The organism is Parafrankia sp. EUN1f, from assembly GCF_000177675.1.
Lineage (GTDB): Bacteria > Actinomycetota > Actinomycetes > Frankiales > Frankiaceae > Parafrankia.
Genome location: NZ_ADGX01000006.1, coordinates 84,877 through 103,305, shown reverse-complemented (window position 1 = coordinate 103,305; position 18,429 = coordinate 84,877). Strand labels below are relative to the sequence as shown.

Here is an 18,429-nt window from a genome sequence, read left to right as displayed (position 1 = left end):
CGAGCCCGTTACAGCACCCGCAAGGTCCAACGTCCCCCCTCTCCCGCTACCACGCCCGGCCCGCCGGAGACGACCGGCCACTGGTCACCACCAGCATCGCGACCGTGACCACCGAGATCCACCCCCCAGCCACCCCCGCCACACCCGCGGCCAGCCACCGCAACCGGACACCACCCCGGCAAGCCACCCCGGCGCTCACCCGGCCCGCCGTGCCACCACCGGACACCGACCCGACAGCACCGGACCAGCCATCCCACCGCCCGGCACCCACCGCGACCGACGTCCTGGACCTCCTGCGCGGCGATCCTCACCGCGCCTGGCACAGCAGGGACATCGCCCGGATCCTCCACGTCACGAACATCAACAGCTTCCGCACCCGGATGTCGCAGTGGGCCCGCCAGGGGCTCCTCCACAAGACCGACCGAGCGACCTACACCCTGACCTCAAACACCCTTGACAGCAACCGAGATCACTTAACTACGCGGCCTTGGTTGTAGACCGCGCGAATGTCCGCGGCCACCTCGTCGATCGAGATCTCCTTGAGCAGGTAGCCCATGGCACCCGCCTTGATCGCGTCGAAGAGGTCGGCCTCCTCGTCACTGATCGTCAACATGACGATCTTCGCGCTCGGCACCTTCTCCTTGATCGCACTCGTGGCGTCGATCCCGCCGCGGCGCGGCATGCGAACGTCCATGAGGACGATGTCCGGCGCCATCTCGGCCGCCATGGTGACCGCTTCCGAGCCGTCGGCTGCCTCACCGACGACCTCGATGTCGACCTCCTGCGCCAGGACCATCTCCAGGCCGCGGCGGAACAACGCGTGGTCGTCAACGATCAGCACCCGGATGGGATTCGCCTCCGATGGCGTCCGCAGCGCCTCCTCGGAACGCCGCTCGTCCACCGTCATCTCCGACCTCCCCTGGAACCGCCCCGGTGGGGCGTGCCTGCGACGACCCCTCGTCGCAGGCACGCCCCACGGAACCCGCCGTGTGCACCGATGCCGGGAGTCCGACACCCGAGGCAAATGGTCCCACGTCGGCCGGGGGGATCGACCCTCACACGGCGGAAATGACCGCCGCCGCGCGTTCTCGCGACCCGTTCATGTCGCCCGAGCCGTTCTGGCCCGCCGAGCCCGCGAGCCGGATGACGCCGTAGTCGTATCCGCACCTGCGGTACACGACGCTGGGCAGACCGCTGTTCGCGTCGAGGAACAGGTAGAAGTCGTGGCCGACGAGTTCCATGTTGGACAGCGCGTCGTCGAGAGTCATGGGCGCGGCCGCGTGGGTCTTCTCCCGTACCACCATCGGTGAGTAGTCCGATTCGTGGCCGCTCTCGGCATCCGACCAACGGTCGCCGCCGGCACTCCCGCTGCCCGCCGCGGCGGCCGTGGACTCCCCGCCCGGAACGCCGTGCAACACGCCCATGACCGCTCCGCCCGCGCCGTTGGAAACCTGCTCGCCCGTGCTCTGGAGGACCAGGTCCGCCTGCAGGGCTCCCGCCCGGCCGGGCCCCGGATGGTTCGCGCCGGCGTGGTTGGCGTGGTGGCGGACCCTCCGGTCGGCGGCACGCCGCAGGCGTTCGGCGAGCTTGGCCGCGGCGCGGTCGAGTGCCGCGTACGGGTCGCCCGCGGAAGCCTCCGCACGGATGACCGGGCCGCGTGAATAGACGGTCAGCTCGACACGGTCGGACATGCCGGACAGTCGAGGATTGGTCTCCTTCGAGTGTTCGACGTCCACCCGCATCACTCTGGAATCGAGCCGCTCAAGCTTGGCGAGCTTGGCCTGGACATGCCTGCGGAACCGTTCCGGAACCGCGGTGTGCCTGCCCTTGACCACGATGTCCACGCGATCCACCTCCCGTTCACCTGGCCCAGCCGGCCGATCCACGTTCGATCAGCACGGCCAGCGAGTCGGTTGCCTCGGCGGTTTTCCGGAACGGATCAAAATGTCGACCCACGCCGGGGGATCCCACCGAAGGTTGTCAACGTTCCTGGTGTCAGTCATCGAGCCTTTTCCACCGCACGGCCCGCGGTCTCAGGGGTGCCGCGAGCCCGAGTCGACTTCGGAAAAGGCTCGTTGGTGCCGGCTTGTGACAGTGGCGCCGCGAGACGTCTCCTTTCGTGAGAGCACCTGACGCTCTGCCCGGTGACCACGGCATCGGCGCGATTTCCACCGACCCGCCACGCTCGGCTCCTTCCCCACATCGGGCGGATCCATGCCGGAACCGACCTGCCGAAATCGGGAGATTCCGACCCGGCTTACGGAGCCCCTGAACGCGCCGCAGCGTCTCTGGACACGGTCAGTGAGACCCGCCTCGCCACGCTCCTACCCCGGCCCGGCAGCCTTGGACGGCAGGCAGGGCGGGGGCCGTAGGCCACATCCGCCGCGGTGGCAGGTGTGCCACGGTGCCCTCACCCCGGATGACCGCCTCTGCGCTGCGGTGCGGCGTTCGCCATGAGCTCGCGCCGTCGGCTCCGGGAGCGGAGCGCGTGCACCCAGTTTCCTCCTTCAGCCGGAGTACGGCGGGCAATCCCGAAGGGTGGCGCGTCGCGCCGGCGCACCCGCGCTCCGCAGTGGTGTCGCCGCGATCGCGGCCGCACCCGACGGCGCCCAGCCACCTGCCCGCAGCGCACGGATCGCCTCCGCGGCCGTCGCGCCGGTGGTGATGATGTCGTCGACCACGATCACGATCTCGCGCCGACACGGCGGCCGGGCCCCCGGGTGCGTGGTGAAGGCACCCGAGCGGTTGCGACGCCGATCCGCCGCACCGAGGTCGGCCTGGTCCACACCGGCCCGCAGGACACGAAGCGCGCCGCTTACCCGAGCCCGCGTGCCCGACCGGGTCAGCACCCTGGCCGCGACCGCCGCGAGGCCAGCGACATGATCGAGCCCGCGCCTCCGCCGGGCCGCCGCGGTCGTGGGGACCGGCACCAGTACCACCGCATCAGCCCGCTGCCGCCGGTGAAGATCGCGACCGGCCACCGCCACGGCCCGCGCGAGCGCGCCACCCAGAACCCGGGCCAGGTCGACGCGTCCCCGCTCCTTGTAGGCGATCAGCAGTGCCCGGGCCGCCCCCTCGAAGCGAGCCGCGGCGACGGTGGGGAACGGGGACGACGAGGCACCAGTGACGTGACCTCGCCGCCCCGGGCTGGCCGTGGGACCCGGAGCGGCGAGAACCAGGGGACCCGCCAGCGCGGCGGCGCACCAGGCGCAGGCCGCGTACCCCGGCAGCCCGCAGCCGGCACAGGCCCTGGGCAGGACGAGATCCGCGAGAATCGCCAGCGCCTCACGCAGACGCGGCAGGCCCGACGCTTCACGCGGACCTGCCGCTTCGCACAGGCCTGCCGCTTCGCGGTGTTGGCCTGGCGCTCCGCGGCGGACGGGAGATGTGGTCACGAAACGAGCATGAATCGTGCCCACCGCGCCAGGCCCGCCGTGGGCCGCTCTGTGGACAACGACAAACGCAGTGCGTTTCTGTGCACAGACCCGCCCGGTCTCGATCCGGACACCCAACCGCGGCCATGAACCCCGGACGGACATCAACGGTTCGCTCTCGCCGTCGACCGCCCGATCGCGTTGTGGACGTAGCCGATCTGCGACGATGTGCGGTGCCGGGTACGCCAGTCGGCAGAAGCCGCACGGCACGGCACGAGCACAGGGAGACCACGATGGCGGACGGGGCCGGTCAGACCCCTCCCGATGAGCCCGGACCGGCCGGGCCGGCATCCCCCGGTTCCTGGGGCGCGCCAGTTCCCGGATCCTGGAGTCCGCCGTCAGCCGGCGGCGACGGGGGCACCCCGGGCGGCTGGCAGGCTCCCGGGCAGCCGCCGGGCGACGGGCCTGGCGCCCCGGGCGGTTGGGGCACACCCGGCGGTTGGGGCTCGCCCGGCGGCTGGGATCCGTCCGGCGGGCAGCAGCCCTGGCCCGGCCAGGCGCCGGGCCAGCCTCCCCCGGGCTGGGGCCCCGGCCCGTGGGGCCGGCCGCCGATCGCGCCCAAGCCGGGGGTGATCCCGTTGCGCCCGTTGTCGGTCGGCGAGATCCTCGACGGGATCTTCTCCACGATCCGCGCGAACCCGGGCGCCACACTGGGGCTGACTCTCGGTGTGTCCGCGGTGGTCGAGATCGTGATCACGATCATCATGATCGCGGGCGAGGACTCCTCGACCGGAGCGTCGATCATCTTCGAAGCACTGATCTTCATGCTGACCACCGCGTTGGGGATCTTCCTCTCCGGCGTGCTCGCCGTGGTGGTGAGCGAGGCGGCGCTCGGTTCACGGATCTCGGCCGGCGCGGCGATCAGGCGGGCCGCACCGCGCCTGGGCGGCCTGGTCGTGTTGAGCATCGCCGTGATGCTGCTGTCCGCCCTGGGGCTCATAGCGCTTCTCGTCGGCGCGATCGTGGTCGCCGTCTTTCTGAGCCTCGCCTCCCCGGCCTACGTCCTGGAAGGGCAGACCGTGCGAGGGGCGCTGCGCCGCTCGCGCGACCTCGTCCGCGGGGCCTGGTGGCGGGTGTTCGGCATCGGGCTGCTCGCCGGCCTCGTCGGCGGCATCCTGATGATGATCGTCAGTGTCATCACCACCGTCATCCTGGACTCATCCGACTCCCTCGCCGATTCGACGCTGACCGACCTGACCATCGCCGGCCACATCGTCAACGCGATCGGGACACTGATCGGAACGACCATCGCCACCCCGATCCTCTCCGGCACCGCCGTCCTGCTCTACATAGATCAGCGCATCCGCAAGGAGGGGCTGGACGTGACGCTGGCCGAGGCGGCTCGGCAACGCAGCACCGGATCATGATCATTGCCCGCCCGGGCGTTCACCCGACGACCGTGGCCGCGTCGTCCGGTGGCCTTCCGGGTGGGCCGGTCACCAGGGACGGCGCCCGCGAGGAGGCCCACCGGGAGCTGTCCAGGAGCATCTACCGGGATGACGAGCGCGGCTGGTTCAGCCGAACGATCCACTGGATCAACGACCGGCTGGCCGACCTGTGGAACTGGCTCACCCCGGATCCGGACTCCGGCCTCGGCGGTTTCCAGGGCCTCGGCGTTCTCGCGCTGGTCATCGTCCTGGTCGCGCTCGTGGTGGTGCTCCGCGTGTGGCTGGGCCCGGTCCGGCGCTCCGCCCGGCTCGAGCAGCTCGACGAGGCCACGTCGCCCGGTCCGCTCACCGCCGCGCAGCTGCGGGCGCTGTCGCGTGCCCAGGCCGAACGCGGGGACCACGCGGAGGCGGTGCGATCCCGGCTGCGCGCCATCGCCCGGATGTTGGAGGAACGCGGCGTTCTCGATCCGCGGCCCGGGCGCACCGCGAACGAGCTGATCAGCGATCTGCGAGCCGTGGCCGGCCCCCCGTCCACAGTCCGGCCGCTGGCCGGCGAGACCACGAGCGGGGGGCCGTCCGACCCGATCGTGACACTGGCTGTCGCGGTCGAGGTGTTCAGCGAGATCTGGTATGGCGGCAGGCCGGCGAACCTGGAGGCCTACGAGGTGGTCGTGCGCGCGGACGAGAGCCTCGGGCGCATCCGCGGATCCATCGGCCGGGATCGTGCCCCCGACGACGCCCCGCCGGTCCGGGCATGACCGCGCCACCGGCCAGCCCGCCGCGGCCCCCGGCGCCGGTCCCGGCTCGACCGACGGCCCCAACCGGCCGGCGGCGGGGGTGGGCTCGCCGACACATGTCCGCAGCGGCCCGGGGGCCACGACGGTGCGTGCCGCCTTACGGTTGGCGGCGGTCCTGGCCACGGTGGTGACCGTGTACGCGGTGCTCGCGGCCGTGGCGAGCCGGCCCAGCGGTGACCGGTACCTCGACATCGGCTCCCCGGGCCCGCACGGAACGCTGGCCGTCGCGGAGATCCTGCGCGAGCGGGGCGTCACCGTCTCGGCGCAGCAGTCGGTCCCCGCGGAGCTGACGGATACCGGTCCAGCTGCCGAGGGTCGGCGCTCCGCGGGCGCCGACGGGTCTCGCACGGTCGTCGTGACCGACCCGGACCTGCTGTCCCCGGCCGATCTCCAGGCTCTCGTCAACCTGGCCGACACCGGCTCGGACGTCGTGCTGGTCGCGCCGTTCGAGGCCGCCGTGGCGGCGCTGGAGATGCCGGTCGCGGCTGTCCCCGCGGCGGCGTTCGCCGACGGACAGGTCCAGCCCCGGTGCGGGCTGCCGGAGGCGACGGTGGCCGGCACGACGACGATCGGGGCCGACGTCCGGTTCACCCGGGCGGACGACATCCTCCGATCGGGTCATGAGGGCTGGTCTGGCAACGGCATCGAGCTGGAGCTCTGCTACGGCTTCCCCGACGCCGCCCGCCTCGCCGTCCTCACCCCGACCGGGCCAGGGCTCACCGAACAGACCAGCGGCCGGCTGGTTCTCCTGGGCAGCGGCGACTTCCTCACCAACGGCGCGCTGGACGAGTCCGGGAACGCCGCGCTGGCCGTCGGCCTGCTGGCCCGGCACACCCAGCTGGACTGGGTGACACCGGCCGTCGCGAGCGAGGGCGCGGTCGGCGGGCAGAGCCTGGCCGACCTGCTGCCGGACGGGTTCTGGGTCGGTTTCCTGCAGGCCCTCGTCGCGCTGGTCGTCTTCGCCCTGTGGCAAGGGCGGCGCCTGGGGCCGCCCGTCACCGAGCCGCTGCCGGTGGTGGTGCGTTCCGCGGAAACCGTCGAGGGCCGCGGCCGCCTCTACGCCGCCGCGCGTGCCCGCGAAGGGGCCGCCGCGGCGCTGCGGGCGGGCCTGCGGGTCCGGCTCGCGGACCGGCTGGGCATCCAGCACGGCGCCCCCGCCGGCCCTGCGCGGCCCCCGCACGAACCGGAACCGACCGTGCTGGTGGCCGCGGTCGCGGAGCAGACCGGTCGGTCACCCATAGAGATCCGATCGCTCCTGTACGGTTCGGACATAGCACCCACGGGCCATCCGTCCTGGGGCCCTGGGAGCCACCAGCACACCCCCGGTGGAGGGGCCGCACCACCTCCACACGGCACTGGCCAGTACATCGGGCCCACGGGCACGGTGGCCGGTGCGGCAACCAGCGCGGAGGCCGCGCCCGCGACCGACAGCGACATCACGCTCGTCCGGCTGGCCGGCGAACTACACGAACTCGATCGACAGGTGGGCAGAAGGTGACGTCCCCGAACTCCGGTGCGGCTCCGACCGAGTCGTCCCCGCAGACGGCAATGCCAGTGGCCTCCGAGCCGCAATCCATGGGCTCGGAGACGCTGCGCTCACCGTCGCCGACGCCCCGGACGCCTCCTCCGCCCGACGCCGAGACCGCCCGGCAGTCGCTGATGGCGCTGCGCAACGAGGTCGCGAAGGCGGTCGTAGGCCAGGAGGCCGCGGTCAGCGGGCTGGTGGTCGCGCTGCTGTGCCGCGGCCATGTCCTGCTCGAGGGTGTGCCGGGCGTGGCGAAGACCCTGCTCGTCCGGACGCTGGCGGCGGCGCTGTCGCTCGAGACCAAGCGCCTGCAGTTCACCCCGGACCTCATGCCCGGCGACGTCACCGGCTCGCTGGTATACGACAACCGGACCAGCGAGTTCGCCTTCCGCCAGGGGCCGGTTTTCACGAACCTGCTGCTCGCCGACGAGATCAACCGGACCCCGCCGAAGACGCAGGCCGCGCTGCTCGAGGTCATGGAGGAACGGCAGGTCACCGTGGACGGGCAGGCGCGCCGGCTGCCGTCGCCGTTCGCCGTCCTCGCCACCCAGAACCCGATCGAGCACGAAGGCACCTACCCGCTGCCGGAGGCGCAGCTCGACCGCTTCCTGGTGAAGGTCACGCTGCCGCTCCCGCCACGCGAGGACGAGGTGCGCATCCTGGCTCATCACGCCGAAGGCTTCGACCCGGGGAACCTGGCGGCGGCCGGGGTCCGGCCGGTGGCGGGCCCGGCCGATCTCGCGGCGGCGCAGGCCGCGGCGGCCCGGGTGCAGGTCCAGCGCGAGGTGCTCGGCTACATCGTGGACATCGCGCGGGCCACCCGGTCGGCGCCGGCCGTCCAGCTCGGGGTCTCCCCTCGCGGCGCGACGGCGTTGCTGGCCACCACCCGCGCGTGGGCCTGGCTGTCCGGGCGCGCCTACGCGACGCCGGATGATGTCAAGGCGCTGGCCCGGTCCACCCTGCGCCATCGCATCAGCCTGCGCCCGGAGGCCGAGCAGGATGGTGTGACCGCCGACATCGTGCTCGACCAGGTGCTCGCCGTCGTGCCCGTTCCCCGGTAGCGGCCGACCGTGGCTGTCACCGGCCGTACAGTCGCGCTGGTCGCGCTGGGCATCGTCGTGGTGGGCCTCTCCCCCGACCCCGGCCTGGCCTTCGTGCTCGTGAACCTTCTGATCCTCCTGCTGGTCGCCGTCGACCTGGGGCTGGCGGCCCGGGTGCGCCTGTGCGCGTTCAGCCGGTCGGGCCCCACGTCGGCCCGGCTCGGGCAGCCGGTGACCCTTATGCTGACCGTCGCCAACGGTGGACGTCGGACGCTGCGGGCGCGAGTCAGGGATTCGTGGGTGCCGTCGGCCGGTGCCCAGCCCCGCGTGCACACCGTCACGGTGCCCGCGGGTGAGCGGCGTTTCCTTGAGACGACGTTGCGCCCGACCCGGCGCGGGGACCGGGAGCCCGTCCGGATCACGGTGCGCTCCCTCGGCCCGATGGGGCTGGCCGGCCGGCAGGGCCGCCACCAGGCACCCTGGCGACTGCGGGTACTGCCGCCGTTCCTCTCCCGCCGGCACCTGCCGGCCGCGCTGGCGCGGCTGCGCGAGGTGGAGGGCGAGGTCGCGCTGCGCGGCGGCGGCGCCGGCTCGGAGTTCGACAGCCTGCGTGAGTACGTCGTGGGCGACGACGTGCGGACGATCGACTGGCGCGCCACCGCCCGCCACCACGGCTCGGTGGTCGTCCGTACCTACCGCCCGGAACGGGACCGCCGCGTCATCTGCGTGCTGGACTCGGGCCGGACCTCGGCCGGTCGCGTCGGCGACGTCCCCCGCCTCGACCACGCGATGGACGCCGCGCTGCTACTCACCGCGGTGGCGCTGCGGGCCGGTGACCGGGTGGGCCTGACCGCGTACGACAGCGCCGCGCGGCTGACCGTCGCGCACGCGCGTGACCAGGGCCTGCTGGCCCGGATGAGCGAGGCGATGGCGACCCTCGAGCCGGCGCTGGTCGAAGCCGATCACGAGGTGATGGCCACCACGGTGCTGCGGGCGGCGTCCCGCCGGGCCCTTGTTGTGATCTTCACGGACCTGGTGCCGGCGGTGATCGAGGAGAGCCTGCTGCCGGCGCTGCCCACGCTGATCTCCCGGCACACCGTGCTGGTGGCCGCCCTGCGCGACCCGCGGCTGGACGAACTCGCCGCCGGGCATGGCGACGTCGCGCAGGTCTACGCGGCCGCGGCCGCGGAACAGGCCCTGTTGCGCCGGCGTGAGCTGACAGCCGTGCTGCGCCAGCGCGGGGTCGAGGTCGTCGACGTCGCGCCCGCCCAGTACGCGACGGCGGTCACCGACACCTACCTCGCGCTGAAGGCCCACGGCCGGCTCTGAAGCCCCGGCTCTGAACGCCGGCCCTGAACGCCGGCCCCCGGAGCCCGGAACTCCGTCCCGGTCAGGCTTCGACTGGCGCGAGGTCCTGCGCGAGGGCCGCGTCCAGATCGCCGCTCTCGCCGGCCGCGGTGGCCCGGCGGCCGTAGATCCACACGTAGGCGACGAACCCGGCCCAGGCCACGACGCCGATACCGATGCGGACAGCGGTCGGCAGCGAGGACGGGGTCACGAACGCCTCGATCGCCCCGGACACCGCGAGCACGACCGCCATTCCGAGCACGATCCCGACGGCGGCGCGCCCCTCGGCGGCCAGTGCCTCGGAGCGGCGGCGGGCTCCCGGGGCGATGATCGCCCAGCCCAGCCGCAGGCCGACGGCGCCGGCGACGAAGACCACGGTGAGCTCCAGCAGGCCGTGCGGGAGGATCAGCGAGAAGAACTGGCCGCCCTCGCCGCAGCTGCCCATGTAGCCGCCCATGATGCCGAGGTTCAGCGCGTTCAGCCCCAGGACCAGCAGCGTGGGCACGGCGAGCAGCACTCCGAGCGCCACCGCCTGCGCGGATACCCACGCGTTGTTGGTCCAGACGAGGCTGGCGAACGACGACGCCGGGTGCTCCGAGTAGTACGAGGCGAAGTCATGCCGGCACAGGGCCGTCACCTCGTCGGGCGGGATGACCCTGGCACGGGCCTGCGCGTCGTTCAGAATCCACAGCGCGCTGGCCAGCGCGAGCAGCAGCGAGCCCAGCGTCACCCCGACCACCCAGCGCCAGCGCGCGTAGACCGCCGCCGGGAAGGTCACCGCGAAGTACCTGGCGGGGACGTGCCAGCCGACATCCGGGGCGCCGACGACCGCGGCCCGCGCCCGGATGACCAGGCCCGCCAGATCCTCGACGAGGCGCGGGTCATGGGAACGATCACGGATCACCGACAGGTGGGTGGCCGCGCGCTGGTACAGATCGACCAGCTCGTCCAGCTCGCCGATCGGCATCCGCCGGGGGCGCGCGGCACGGTCGACAAGCTGGCCCAACCGGACCCACTCGGGACGGTGGACGGCGACATACGCATCGAGGTCCATGGCTACTCTTACTCTTCCAGACCGGCACATGGCACTGCGTGCCGGGCACGAAAACACGAGCGGGGTACAGATGACCAATCAGCGGCCCGCGGACCCCGGAAGCCGCCGGTGAGCGGGCTCGGCCTGGAAACGAACCAGGTGGTCACGGGCGAGGCCGTGCCCATCGACCTGCGTGTGGCACGGCTCGGCTCCCGCATGATCGCCGGAATAGTCGATCTGGCCGTCCAGACCGTCGCCCAGATCGCCATCGTCATCGGAACGCTCGAGGTCGTGGGGCCGGACGACGAAGCCATGCTGACGGCCCTGGTCCTGGCCGTCTACGTGGTCACGATGCTCGGCTACCCGGTGGCCTGCGAGACGCTCCTGCGCGGACGCACCTTCGGCAAGATGGCGCTGGGCCTGCGGGTCGTCCGCGACGACGGTGGGCCGATCCGCTTCCGCCATGCGCTGGTCAGAGGGCTGGTCGGCGTCGTGGCGGAACGCCCCGGGGTGCTGTTCGCCCTGCCCGCGATCATCAGCATGACCGTCTCACGCCGGTCCAAGCGGCTGGGCGACCTCGTCGCCGGGACCATCGTTCTGCAGGTGCGGGTGCCGCGCACGGTCGGGATGGCACCCGTGGTCCCCCCGCAGCTGGCCGGCTGGGCGGCCCTGCTGGACCTGACCGGCGTCGACGATGCCCTGGCGACGCGGACCCGGCGGTTCCTGGACCGCGCGAACCAGCTCTCGGATGACGCCCGGACCCGCATGGGCGGCGAGCTGCTGTCCGAGGTCCTCGCCGCCGTCACCCCACCCCCGCCCCCGGGAACGCCCGAATGGGCCGTGCTGTCCACCGTGCTCGCCGAGCGCACCCGCCGCGCCTACCAGCGCATGATCACCACAACTGGGGCCCACCCGCCGCGACACCCTGGGTAGTCCCGGCAGATGGTGATATGTGACCGGGCCGGCTGGCCGGAACTGACGGGCGTCGTCTAGCGTCTGACCCGACGGGATCCTCCGGGGTGATCGCGACAATTCGGATCTTGCGCCCCCGGGCCACGCGCCGGAGCCCGCACCTGATGACCTTCCCAGGGCCCGGGTGAGCGGAGCGGCGCGGTGTCAAGCATGCTTGGCGGGTCCGCCAGAACGAGTTCCGGCCCACCTGGCCGGACCGGACGTTGGGGGTGACAACGACGGCGCAGGGACGGGAGTCGGCATCCCCGGTTCGCGGTGACGCCGCGTCTGAGGGCGACTCGAGAGGGCACGGCGGCACACCCGCCGGGCGGTTGCGGGGTCAGGCCGGCCGGTTGGCGACGCTTCCCGCCCGCCGCCGGGTTTCGTCCGGTTCGGCGCGCGGCGGCAACGGCTCCGGTCACAACAGCTCCGGTGGCAGCGGCTCCGGTCGCAACGGCTCCGGTCGCAGCGGCTCCGGCGACGGCGGGGCCCCCGACGAGATCGGTCGCGCCCCCGACGATCTTCCGTTCGGCCCACCGACCGTCGGCCTGGTCCGTCCCGTCAACCGCCGCCGCCAGCTCACCCGCATCGGCCTCGTCGTGACCGCGATGGGCGTCACCGTCGGCCTGCTCGTTCTGCCCCTGTTGAGCGCGGTCGGGCTGTTCGCGAAGGCCTCGGCCGACCACTTCCTGGCACTGCCGTCGGACCTCGTGACTCCCCCGCTCCCGCAGGCCTCCAAGATCTTGGCCTCGGACGGGACCGTCATCGCGACTCTCAGGGGCGCCGAGAACCGGGAGGTCGCACCCGGCGCCGACATCCCGAAGATCATGCGTGAGGCGATCGTCTCGATCGAGGACGCCCGCTTCTACCAGCACCACGGGGTGGACCCACAGGGCGTCCTGCGGGCCGCCGCGCGCAACAGCGAGGCCGGTACCACCACCCAGGGTGGCTCGACCCTGACCCAGCAGTACGTGAAGAACGTCCTGCTCCAGGACGCGACGACCGACGAGGCTCGGGAGGCCGTCGCCGGCGATTCGCTGGACCGCAAACTGCGCGAGCTGCGTTACGCCGTCGAGATCGAGAAGCGGTTCACCAAGGACGAGATCCTCGAGCGGTATCTGAACATCGCCTACTTCGGTGACGGCGCGTACGGGGTGGGCACCGCCGCCGAGCACTACTTCGGCGTCTCGATCAAGGACGTCACCCTGGACCAGGCGGCCCTGCTCGCCGGCCTGGTGCAGAGCCCCTCCGCCTACGACCCGGTGAACCACCCGGACGCGGCCCTCGAACGGCGCAACACCGTGCTGACCCGGATGGCGGACGAGCACTACATCAGCCCGACCCAGGCGGACGCGGCGAAGCAGATGCCGATCGACGTCATCAAGGAGCGACCCACCACGCAGGACTCCTGCGAGAAGTCCGAGGCGCCGTTCTTCTGCGACTACGTCCGCACCCAGCTGCAGAACAACAAGGCACTCGGCGACACCAAGGAAGAACGGAACCGCCGCATCTACGAGGGTGGCCTGATCATCAAGACCACCCTCAACATGCAGGTGCAGCAGGCGGCTCAGACCGTGGTCGACGCGACCATTCCCCGGGACAACCGGGTGTCCGCCACGGAGGTCGCCATCCAGCCCGGCACCGGTGCGATCCTCGCCATGGCGGTCAACCGCACCTACGGGCACGACGTGGCCGCCAACCAGACGGTGCTTCCGCTGCCGGCCGGCTCAGACACGGTCGGGCCTGTATTCCAGCCCGGATCGACCTTCAAGACGTTCACCCTCGCCGCAGCCCTGGAGCAGGGGTATGGCGTCAACACGGCCTACTACTCACCGGCCTGTTACGAGTCCGACGCCTTCCCGCTCGAGCGAAGGACGGGCGACTGTCGCAAGGGTTACCAGAACTCCGACCCCGCCGAGGCCGGCGTATATCGCATGGACGACGCGACCTGGCACTCGGTCAACACCTACTTCATCCAGCTCGAAGAGGAAATCGGGGTGCCGGCCGTGGCTGAGATGGCCACTCGGCTCGGTGTCGATCCCAATCACCTCGGGAGCGCCGACCCCGACCGTCCCGGGAGCGTCGACCCCACCGACGGGGGCTTGACCATCGGCAACAAAAAGGTCACCCCCCTGGACATGGCCATGGCCTACTCGACGCTGGCAGCGGGCGGGATCCGCTGCGATGCGCAGTTCGCCACCTCGGTGGTCGACTCCGCCGGCCAGCAGATCGACGTCGGCAACACCCCGAAATGCGAGCGGGCTCTGGACGAGGGTGTCGCGGACACGGTGACCAGCATCCTGGCCGGTGTCCTCACCAACGGAACGGGCACCAAGGCCCGCTTCGACCACCCCGCCGCCGGCAAGACCGGCACCAACGACGCCTTCTCCAGTGCCTGGTTCGTCGGCTACACCCCACAGATCGCGGCAGCGGTGGCGGTCGGCGATCCCAACGGGCCTGAAGGCAACCCGTTGAGCAACATCAATGCCGACGGGCAGCACTGGACGCACGTCTACGGCGGTGACCTACCGGCGCTCATCTGGGGCCGCACAATGAAGGCTGCGCTGAAGGATCAGCCGGTCGTGGCGCTGCCTGCGGCGGACCCGACAACCGCCAAGGGCACGAAGGGCGGCCGCCTGATGAACACCGTGCCCGCCCCGCCGACACCCACCCTGCCGAGCGTCGATGACCTCCTGCAGGGCATCCAGATCCCCGGCCTGACCAGCACCCAGACCCCGAGAGCCGCCACCTCTGGCCAGACAGGCCAGCGGACCGGGAGCGGCAGCCAACAGACCGGCGGAGGCCAGCAATCCGGTGCCGGTGGCGGCAGCGGATCGCGCCGATAGACGCCCGCCGAAACGCTCCTGGGCTCCTGGGAGAACCCAAACCGCGACTGCCCGCTCCGAGAGCTCGGCAGACCCGTCTAGCGCCTGCGGCCGCGGATTCGGCCCTTGCTGGTGTTGGTGGCGTACTTGGAGATCGTGCGTTTGACGACCCGGGGGCTGACCCACAGCCCCCGGTGGGGCAGCGGCGAGGCCAAGACCGCCGCTCCGATCCGTCCGGCCAGGTCGGCGGGGTCGTCGAGGACGTTCGCGGCGTGCGAGAGCTGGATGCCCCCGGCGGGTTCGGCGGGGGCCGACGGAGAACGACCCGGCCAGGGCACCGCGCTGGCGGCCTATCCGACAGCCCGACAAGCCGGCGGGCGCGGTCGGGCGATCTTCTCGCCGTCGTCGACGGCGAGAAGATCGCCCGGTTCTCCTGCGCGGTCAGCGTCGGCCTGTCCCGGGCGGCGCGCTTGGCGGCGTAGGCCCAGACCGCCCACCACGACCTGGGGCGCTGGTCACGGGTCCAGACCGACGCGGCCTTCACGTCCGGGTCGTTGTCCCGGTTGCGCCCTGTCCAGGGCGTGACCGTGTCGATGAGCTGCCCACGGGACCCGTACCGGTCGAGGAGCAGGCGACGACGATCTGCGGACGAGCGTCGACCAGGGTGTCGACCAGGGTAATGAGCACGCCGTGGTTGACCGATCTCTGCGAAACGGGCCCTGCGGACCCCTGCCCACCTATGACTCGCTGGCACTACCTCCTCAGCAGTACACACCCCAGACGGCTTCAGTATGCCAATATGCCGGGCTGGTAGTCACTTTGAAAGCCTGCGCCCCACCTACGTAGCCATAGCAGTTTATGTATCGCGGCGGGGTACTGCAGCCCGTTTCGCCAACTCCGACATAGCAAGTGCTACTAGGAGTATTCTCCCTTCCGTATACCGCGTGCGCACTTGCCCCGGACGGAAGAGGACCGTTCAATTCGAGATAGGCCCATTCCGTGTTACAACTCGCACTGTACTTGACGGTCAACGTGCCGAGATCGCCGGGTATCGAGGGATTCTGAAACCAGGAGGATGTCGTCCCGATTACTGCTGCATCGTCAGTGCTGCACGCCGCAGCGGCCGGAGCAGCGGTTGCGACCTGCACAGCAGCCACGGCCCCCATACTGACCGCCGTCGCGGCGGCCGCACCCGTGTTGAAGAAATTCACCCGCATTTCCTTGGCCAATCCTTTCATATTAATACAGGCAGCCCGCCACCAGGCAAGCAACCCATGAGGATCAGGTCGCCGGGGCAACCTATGACGTGGCATTAAACGCACATACGACACTCCCCTCTCTTCCCTACAGAAACCTGGGCGACCTGGGTTGGCCAGGAGCGCCGCCGAGATCCTGGAGACGGCCGCCGCCTCCTGTCGGCGCGGCAGCGAATCGGGACATCAACAGGTAATCCATTCGGGCTCGGTTACCGCCCTGTGACCACGGAGCCGCGGGTAGTGACAATCGCGTCACGGCCGGACCGTCACGGCCGGACCGCTGCCCGCTGACGCAGCACGCACTCGCCCCAATAACAGCCGCTGTAACAGCCGTGGTCGCTCAACCTGTCTTCGACAGCAATGAGCTGGATTTCAGCGAGCATCCTCGCTCCACAAATGGACAGTTACAGGAAGTGTGCGGGCACGCCAGCTGGCACTCTTGGCCACCCGGTCAGTTGACGAAGTGGTCGTTGTACTTGTCGAAGAAGGCCTGCATCGTGTCCTCGAAGAGATCCATATTCTGGACGTACTCCACGGCGAGGAGTCTATGTGTGTTGAAGTCCCACAGAGCTTCACGGAAGAGTGCGTAGTCGTTGCCTTCCATGGCGCCCTGTGTGAACACCTTCACGATCGCGTCGGCGAAGGTCTGCTCGCTCCCGAATCTCGCGTTGATGAACTCCAGGTACTTGTCAGCGGCCGTGACGGCATTCGCGTAGTGCGCAGCCAGGAGCCCCGAAATGGAACGCGCCGGGTCCGCTCTGATTGCCAGGCCGACCACCATCGCGTCGACGTCGGCCAGCACGTCCCCACCCGTGAAGCTGAAGTCTTCCCAATGTGGGGCCCCGATGCGCGTGTAGGCGAAATCGTAGGCCGCGGAGTAGTCCAGCCCGGACATGTAGAAGTCGGCGGACGCAGTGATCAGATCGCCGGCCCAACTACCGAAATCCCCCAGGGTGATCACGGTCCTGTCCGAATTCACGGCGTACTTGAACACCGACCCGAGCGACGCACCGAAGTGCTGATGGTCCAGAAAAAGGCTGGTCTTGGGACAGCGCAGGACGTCTGGCTGAGACGCCCCAGCCGCCACGCAGTAGTCCCTGAAGCCGTGGTCGATAGGACCGCTCACCTCGTCGAAATCTGAACTGTCGTACCGCCCGGCGGCGGGAAAGTCCCGTATAAACTGGGCGGTGAGTTCCTGGACACTGTTCCCTGAATGCGTGCTCGCCCATTCCTGCGCCCGGGCCTCGATCCACTGGACCCAGCTGATGAAGTTCGCGTTGTGGTCGACGCCGACGGTGAGCGAGGAGACGCCCGGGTCGCGACCGGACTTGATGTCGTTGTCGATCGCGATCTGGCCGGCCGCCCCGGACGCCAGCGTCCGGCCGCTGATCTGGTCGAATGCCCAGTTGCTGGGCAGCGAGAAGCCCAGGTTGCCACTGAAGCCGGTCGACATGCCACTGACGAAGCTGCTCACGGCGTAGCCTTGGCGGGAGATGATCGAGCAGACGTTGCGGCTGCCGTAGACCCCGATGAAGTAGTAGTTGTCGTCCGCGTCGAAGACTAATCTAACGCCTGAGAAGAAATTCGTGACGAAACTGTTTGCCTCCTCGGTCGTCGCGTCGTAGTCGACCGCAAAATAGATGATCGTTCCGAACGGGAGCGAGAGACTACGCGCTGCGGCCAGGGCGGCCTGAGCCTGAGCCTCGCCCTCTTCCTGAGTGAAACTCGTGACCGCGTTGTTGCCTTGCTGGTAGATCGGAAAGAAGCTCAGACCGTTAGCGAAGATGACCCCGATCTCGGCAGCGGTAAGGATCTTGTCGACGCCGTTGATGATGCCGTGGCTGATGTAGCGACCCACGGTCTCGTACCCGGCGGCCTTGATGGCCTGGGCCCGGGCTGTGTTCAGTGGCGTCGCGCAGTCGCAGGCCTTGCCGACCCGGTTCGTGTCGCCGGTCGAGACGACCAGACTGCACCATGTCTGGTAGTCGCCGATACCCGTGGTCGGCAGCTTGCAGAAGGCCTGGAACCGCGTCGCCACTGTGGAGGTGGCCGAGGTGAAGGTCGTGCTGCCCCAGTCGACTCCGGACTGGCCGTTGAAGATGAGCGCCGCCTTGAACAGTTTCACGAAGCGTTGGCTGCCGGAGTCGGTGGAGCCCACGGTCACGGTGCCCTGGTTGAGCAGGCCGTCCCGGGTCCCCGGGCCGAAGTTGCCGTTCGCGACTCCGTCGGCCATGCCGATCGAATACTGGATCGCGAGCACGAGCCCGAACTGCACGTTGCGAGAGTAGTACCCGTCGCAGGGCACGATCTGGTACGCCTGCCGGCCGATGTAGGTCGCGTTCATCCACTGCTGGATGGACCGCACCATGGGGTCCCCGCCCTGCAGCAGCGAGTAGGCGTCCATCGTTAACAGCGTCTTCATTTCCTTGGCCGAGACCGCGTTGTCATTGCCGCTGGCCGCGAAACCCATATCGGTCTTCCAGGCGATCAGCCCGCTCTGGGTCGAGGAGCCGAAGGTGCCATCGATTACACCACCCGAATATCCCTTGCAGTAGAGAGCAGCCTCGACGAGCTCCCTCATGTTTTCGTTCGTCGTGTTTTTCGAGATGGGACCGAAGGTGGTCATCAAGCTCATCGTCGTGCTGCCGAAATTGTCCGACAGCGCGGTGATGCCGAGCTCGTGCTGGAGGCCCCGCGTCAGTGAGTACATCGTCTGCCAACCGGTGATCCCGTCCTCCGCGCACGGGACATATCCGCTGACATTTTGATAGGTATTATTGACCCATATCTGAGCATTTTTCACCCAAAGATCCATTGCCCGTTCCTCTCCACC

Annotated in this window: 12 protein-coding genes and 2 pseudogenes; 8 read left to right on the top strand and 6 right to left on the bottom strand. The window is 70.1% G+C overall.

Annotated elements, in window-relative coordinates:
• A pseudogene (locus FREUN1FDRAFT_RS43405) lies at positions 1-497 on the top strand (hypothetical protein); the annotation flags it as partial.
• On the opposite strand, the pseudogene FREUN1FDRAFT_RS02940 reads toward FREUN1FDRAFT_RS43405, so the two are convergent.
• The 3 genes and pseudogenes from FREUN1FDRAFT_RS02940 to FREUN1FDRAFT_RS02930 form a co-directional block, all read right to left on the bottom strand.
• Positions 497-907, bottom strand: a pseudogene (locus tag FREUN1FDRAFT_RS02940) (response regulator transcription factor); the annotation flags it as partial. The pseudogenes FREUN1FDRAFT_RS43405 and FREUN1FDRAFT_RS02940 sit on opposite strands and share 1 nt — an antisense overlap.
• Before the next feature lie 148 nt (positions 908-1,055).
• On the bottom strand, positions 1,056-1,844 hold the full coding sequence (hpf, locus tag FREUN1FDRAFT_RS02935) for a ribosome hibernation-promoting factor, HPF/YfiA family (RefSeq protein WP_006538448.1): 789 nt from the start codon (positions 1,842-1,844) through the stop codon (positions 1,056-1,058).
• 663 nt (positions 1,845-2,507) lie between these two features.
• Positions 2,508-3,395 carry a ComF family protein gene (locus FREUN1FDRAFT_RS02930; protein WP_232295017.1) on the bottom strand — a complete coding sequence of 296 codons (888 nt, stop codon included), beginning with the start codon at positions 3,393-3,395 and terminating at the stop codon, positions 2,508-2,510.
• A gap of 272 nt (positions 3,396-3,667) precedes the next feature.
• Here FREUN1FDRAFT_RS02930 and FREUN1FDRAFT_RS02925 point away from each other — a divergent pair, with 272 nt between their 5' ends.
• From FREUN1FDRAFT_RS02925 to FREUN1FDRAFT_RS02905, 5 genes are read left to right on the top strand one after another with little or no spacing between them, the layout of a single operon-like run.
• Complete coding sequence (locus FREUN1FDRAFT_RS02925; protein WP_006538446.1) at positions 3,668-4,801, top strand: hypothetical protein; 1,134 nt, start codon at positions 3,668-3,670, stop codon at positions 4,799-4,801.
• Positions 4,798-5,580: a DUF4129 domain-containing protein gene (locus tag FREUN1FDRAFT_RS02920; protein WP_006538445.1), complete on the top strand. Its 783-nt coding sequence runs from the start codon at positions 4,798-4,800 to the stop codon at positions 5,578-5,580. Before FREUN1FDRAFT_RS02925 ends, FREUN1FDRAFT_RS02920 begins: the two co-directional genes overlap by 4 nt.
• Positions 5,546-7,117: a DUF4350 domain-containing protein gene (locus FREUN1FDRAFT_RS02915; RefSeq protein WP_006538444.1), complete on the top strand. Its 1,572-nt coding sequence runs from the start codon at positions 5,546-5,548 to the stop codon at positions 7,115-7,117. Before FREUN1FDRAFT_RS02920 ends, FREUN1FDRAFT_RS02915 begins: the two co-directional genes overlap by 35 nt.
• Positions 7,114-8,205 carry a MoxR family ATPase gene (locus FREUN1FDRAFT_RS02910; RefSeq protein WP_006538443.1) on the top strand — a complete coding sequence of 364 codons (1,092 nt, stop codon included), beginning with the start codon at positions 7,114-7,116 and terminating at the stop codon, positions 8,203-8,205. The genes FREUN1FDRAFT_RS02915 and FREUN1FDRAFT_RS02910 overlap by 4 nt, the downstream gene beginning before the upstream one ends.
• A gap of 9 nt (positions 8,206-8,214) precedes the next feature.
• Positions 8,215-9,513, top strand: coding sequence for a DUF58 domain-containing protein (locus tag FREUN1FDRAFT_RS02905; protein ID WP_006538442.1), 1,299 nt, complete (start codon positions 8,215-8,217; stop codon positions 9,511-9,513).
• Between the two features lie 61 nt (positions 9,514-9,574).
• Here FREUN1FDRAFT_RS02905 and FREUN1FDRAFT_RS02900 read toward each other — a convergent pair whose 3' ends face one another.
• Complete coding sequence (locus FREUN1FDRAFT_RS02900; RefSeq protein ID WP_006538441.1) at positions 9,575-10,585, bottom strand: stage II sporulation protein M; 1,011 nt, start codon at positions 10,583-10,585, stop codon at positions 9,575-9,577.
• A gap of 108 nt (positions 10,586-10,693) precedes the next feature.
• On the opposite strand from FREUN1FDRAFT_RS02900, the gene FREUN1FDRAFT_RS02895 reads away from it, so the two are divergent.
• Positions 10,694-11,497: an RDD family protein gene (locus FREUN1FDRAFT_RS02895; protein WP_006538440.1), complete on the top strand. Its 804-nt coding sequence runs from the start codon at positions 10,694-10,696 to the stop codon at positions 11,495-11,497.
• 371 nt (positions 11,498-11,868) lie between these two features.
• Positions 11,869-14,361 carry a transglycosylase domain-containing protein gene (locus FREUN1FDRAFT_RS02890; RefSeq protein WP_006538439.1) on the top strand — a complete coding sequence of 831 codons (2,493 nt, stop codon included), beginning with the start codon at positions 11,869-11,871 and terminating at the stop codon, positions 14,359-14,361.
• Between the two features lie 77 nt (positions 14,362-14,438).
• Here FREUN1FDRAFT_RS02890 and FREUN1FDRAFT_RS02885 read toward each other — a convergent pair whose 3' ends face one another.
• Together FREUN1FDRAFT_RS02885 and FREUN1FDRAFT_RS02880 are read right to left on the bottom strand one after the other, a co-directional pair.
• Positions 14,439-14,678 carry a hypothetical protein gene (locus FREUN1FDRAFT_RS02885; RefSeq protein ID WP_006538438.1) on the bottom strand — a complete coding sequence of 80 codons (240 nt, stop codon included), beginning with the start codon at positions 14,676-14,678 and terminating at the stop codon, positions 14,439-14,441.
• A gap of 1,369 nt (positions 14,679-16,047) precedes the next feature.
• Positions 16,048-18,399: a glycoside hydrolase domain-containing protein gene (locus FREUN1FDRAFT_RS02880; protein WP_232295016.1), complete on the bottom strand. Its 2,352-nt coding sequence runs from the start codon at positions 18,397-18,399 to the stop codon at positions 16,048-16,050.
• Between the last annotated feature and the right edge of the window lie 30 nt (positions 18,400-18,429).

Bases quoted from the DNA above. Each gene is read 5' to 3' on its own strand.
- FREUN1FDRAFT_RS02925 (WP_006538446.1), top strand. From the start codon at position 3,668: ATGGCGGACGGGGCCGGTCAGACCCCTCCCGATGAGCCCGGACCGGCC.
- FREUN1FDRAFT_RS02920 (WP_006538445.1), top strand. From the start codon at position 4,798: ATGATCATTGCCCGCCCGGGCGTTCACCCGACGACCGTGGCCGCGTCG.
- FREUN1FDRAFT_RS02900 (WP_006538441.1), bottom strand. From the start codon at position 10,585: ATGGACCTCGATGCGTATGTCGCCGTCCACCGTCCCGAGTGGGTCCGG.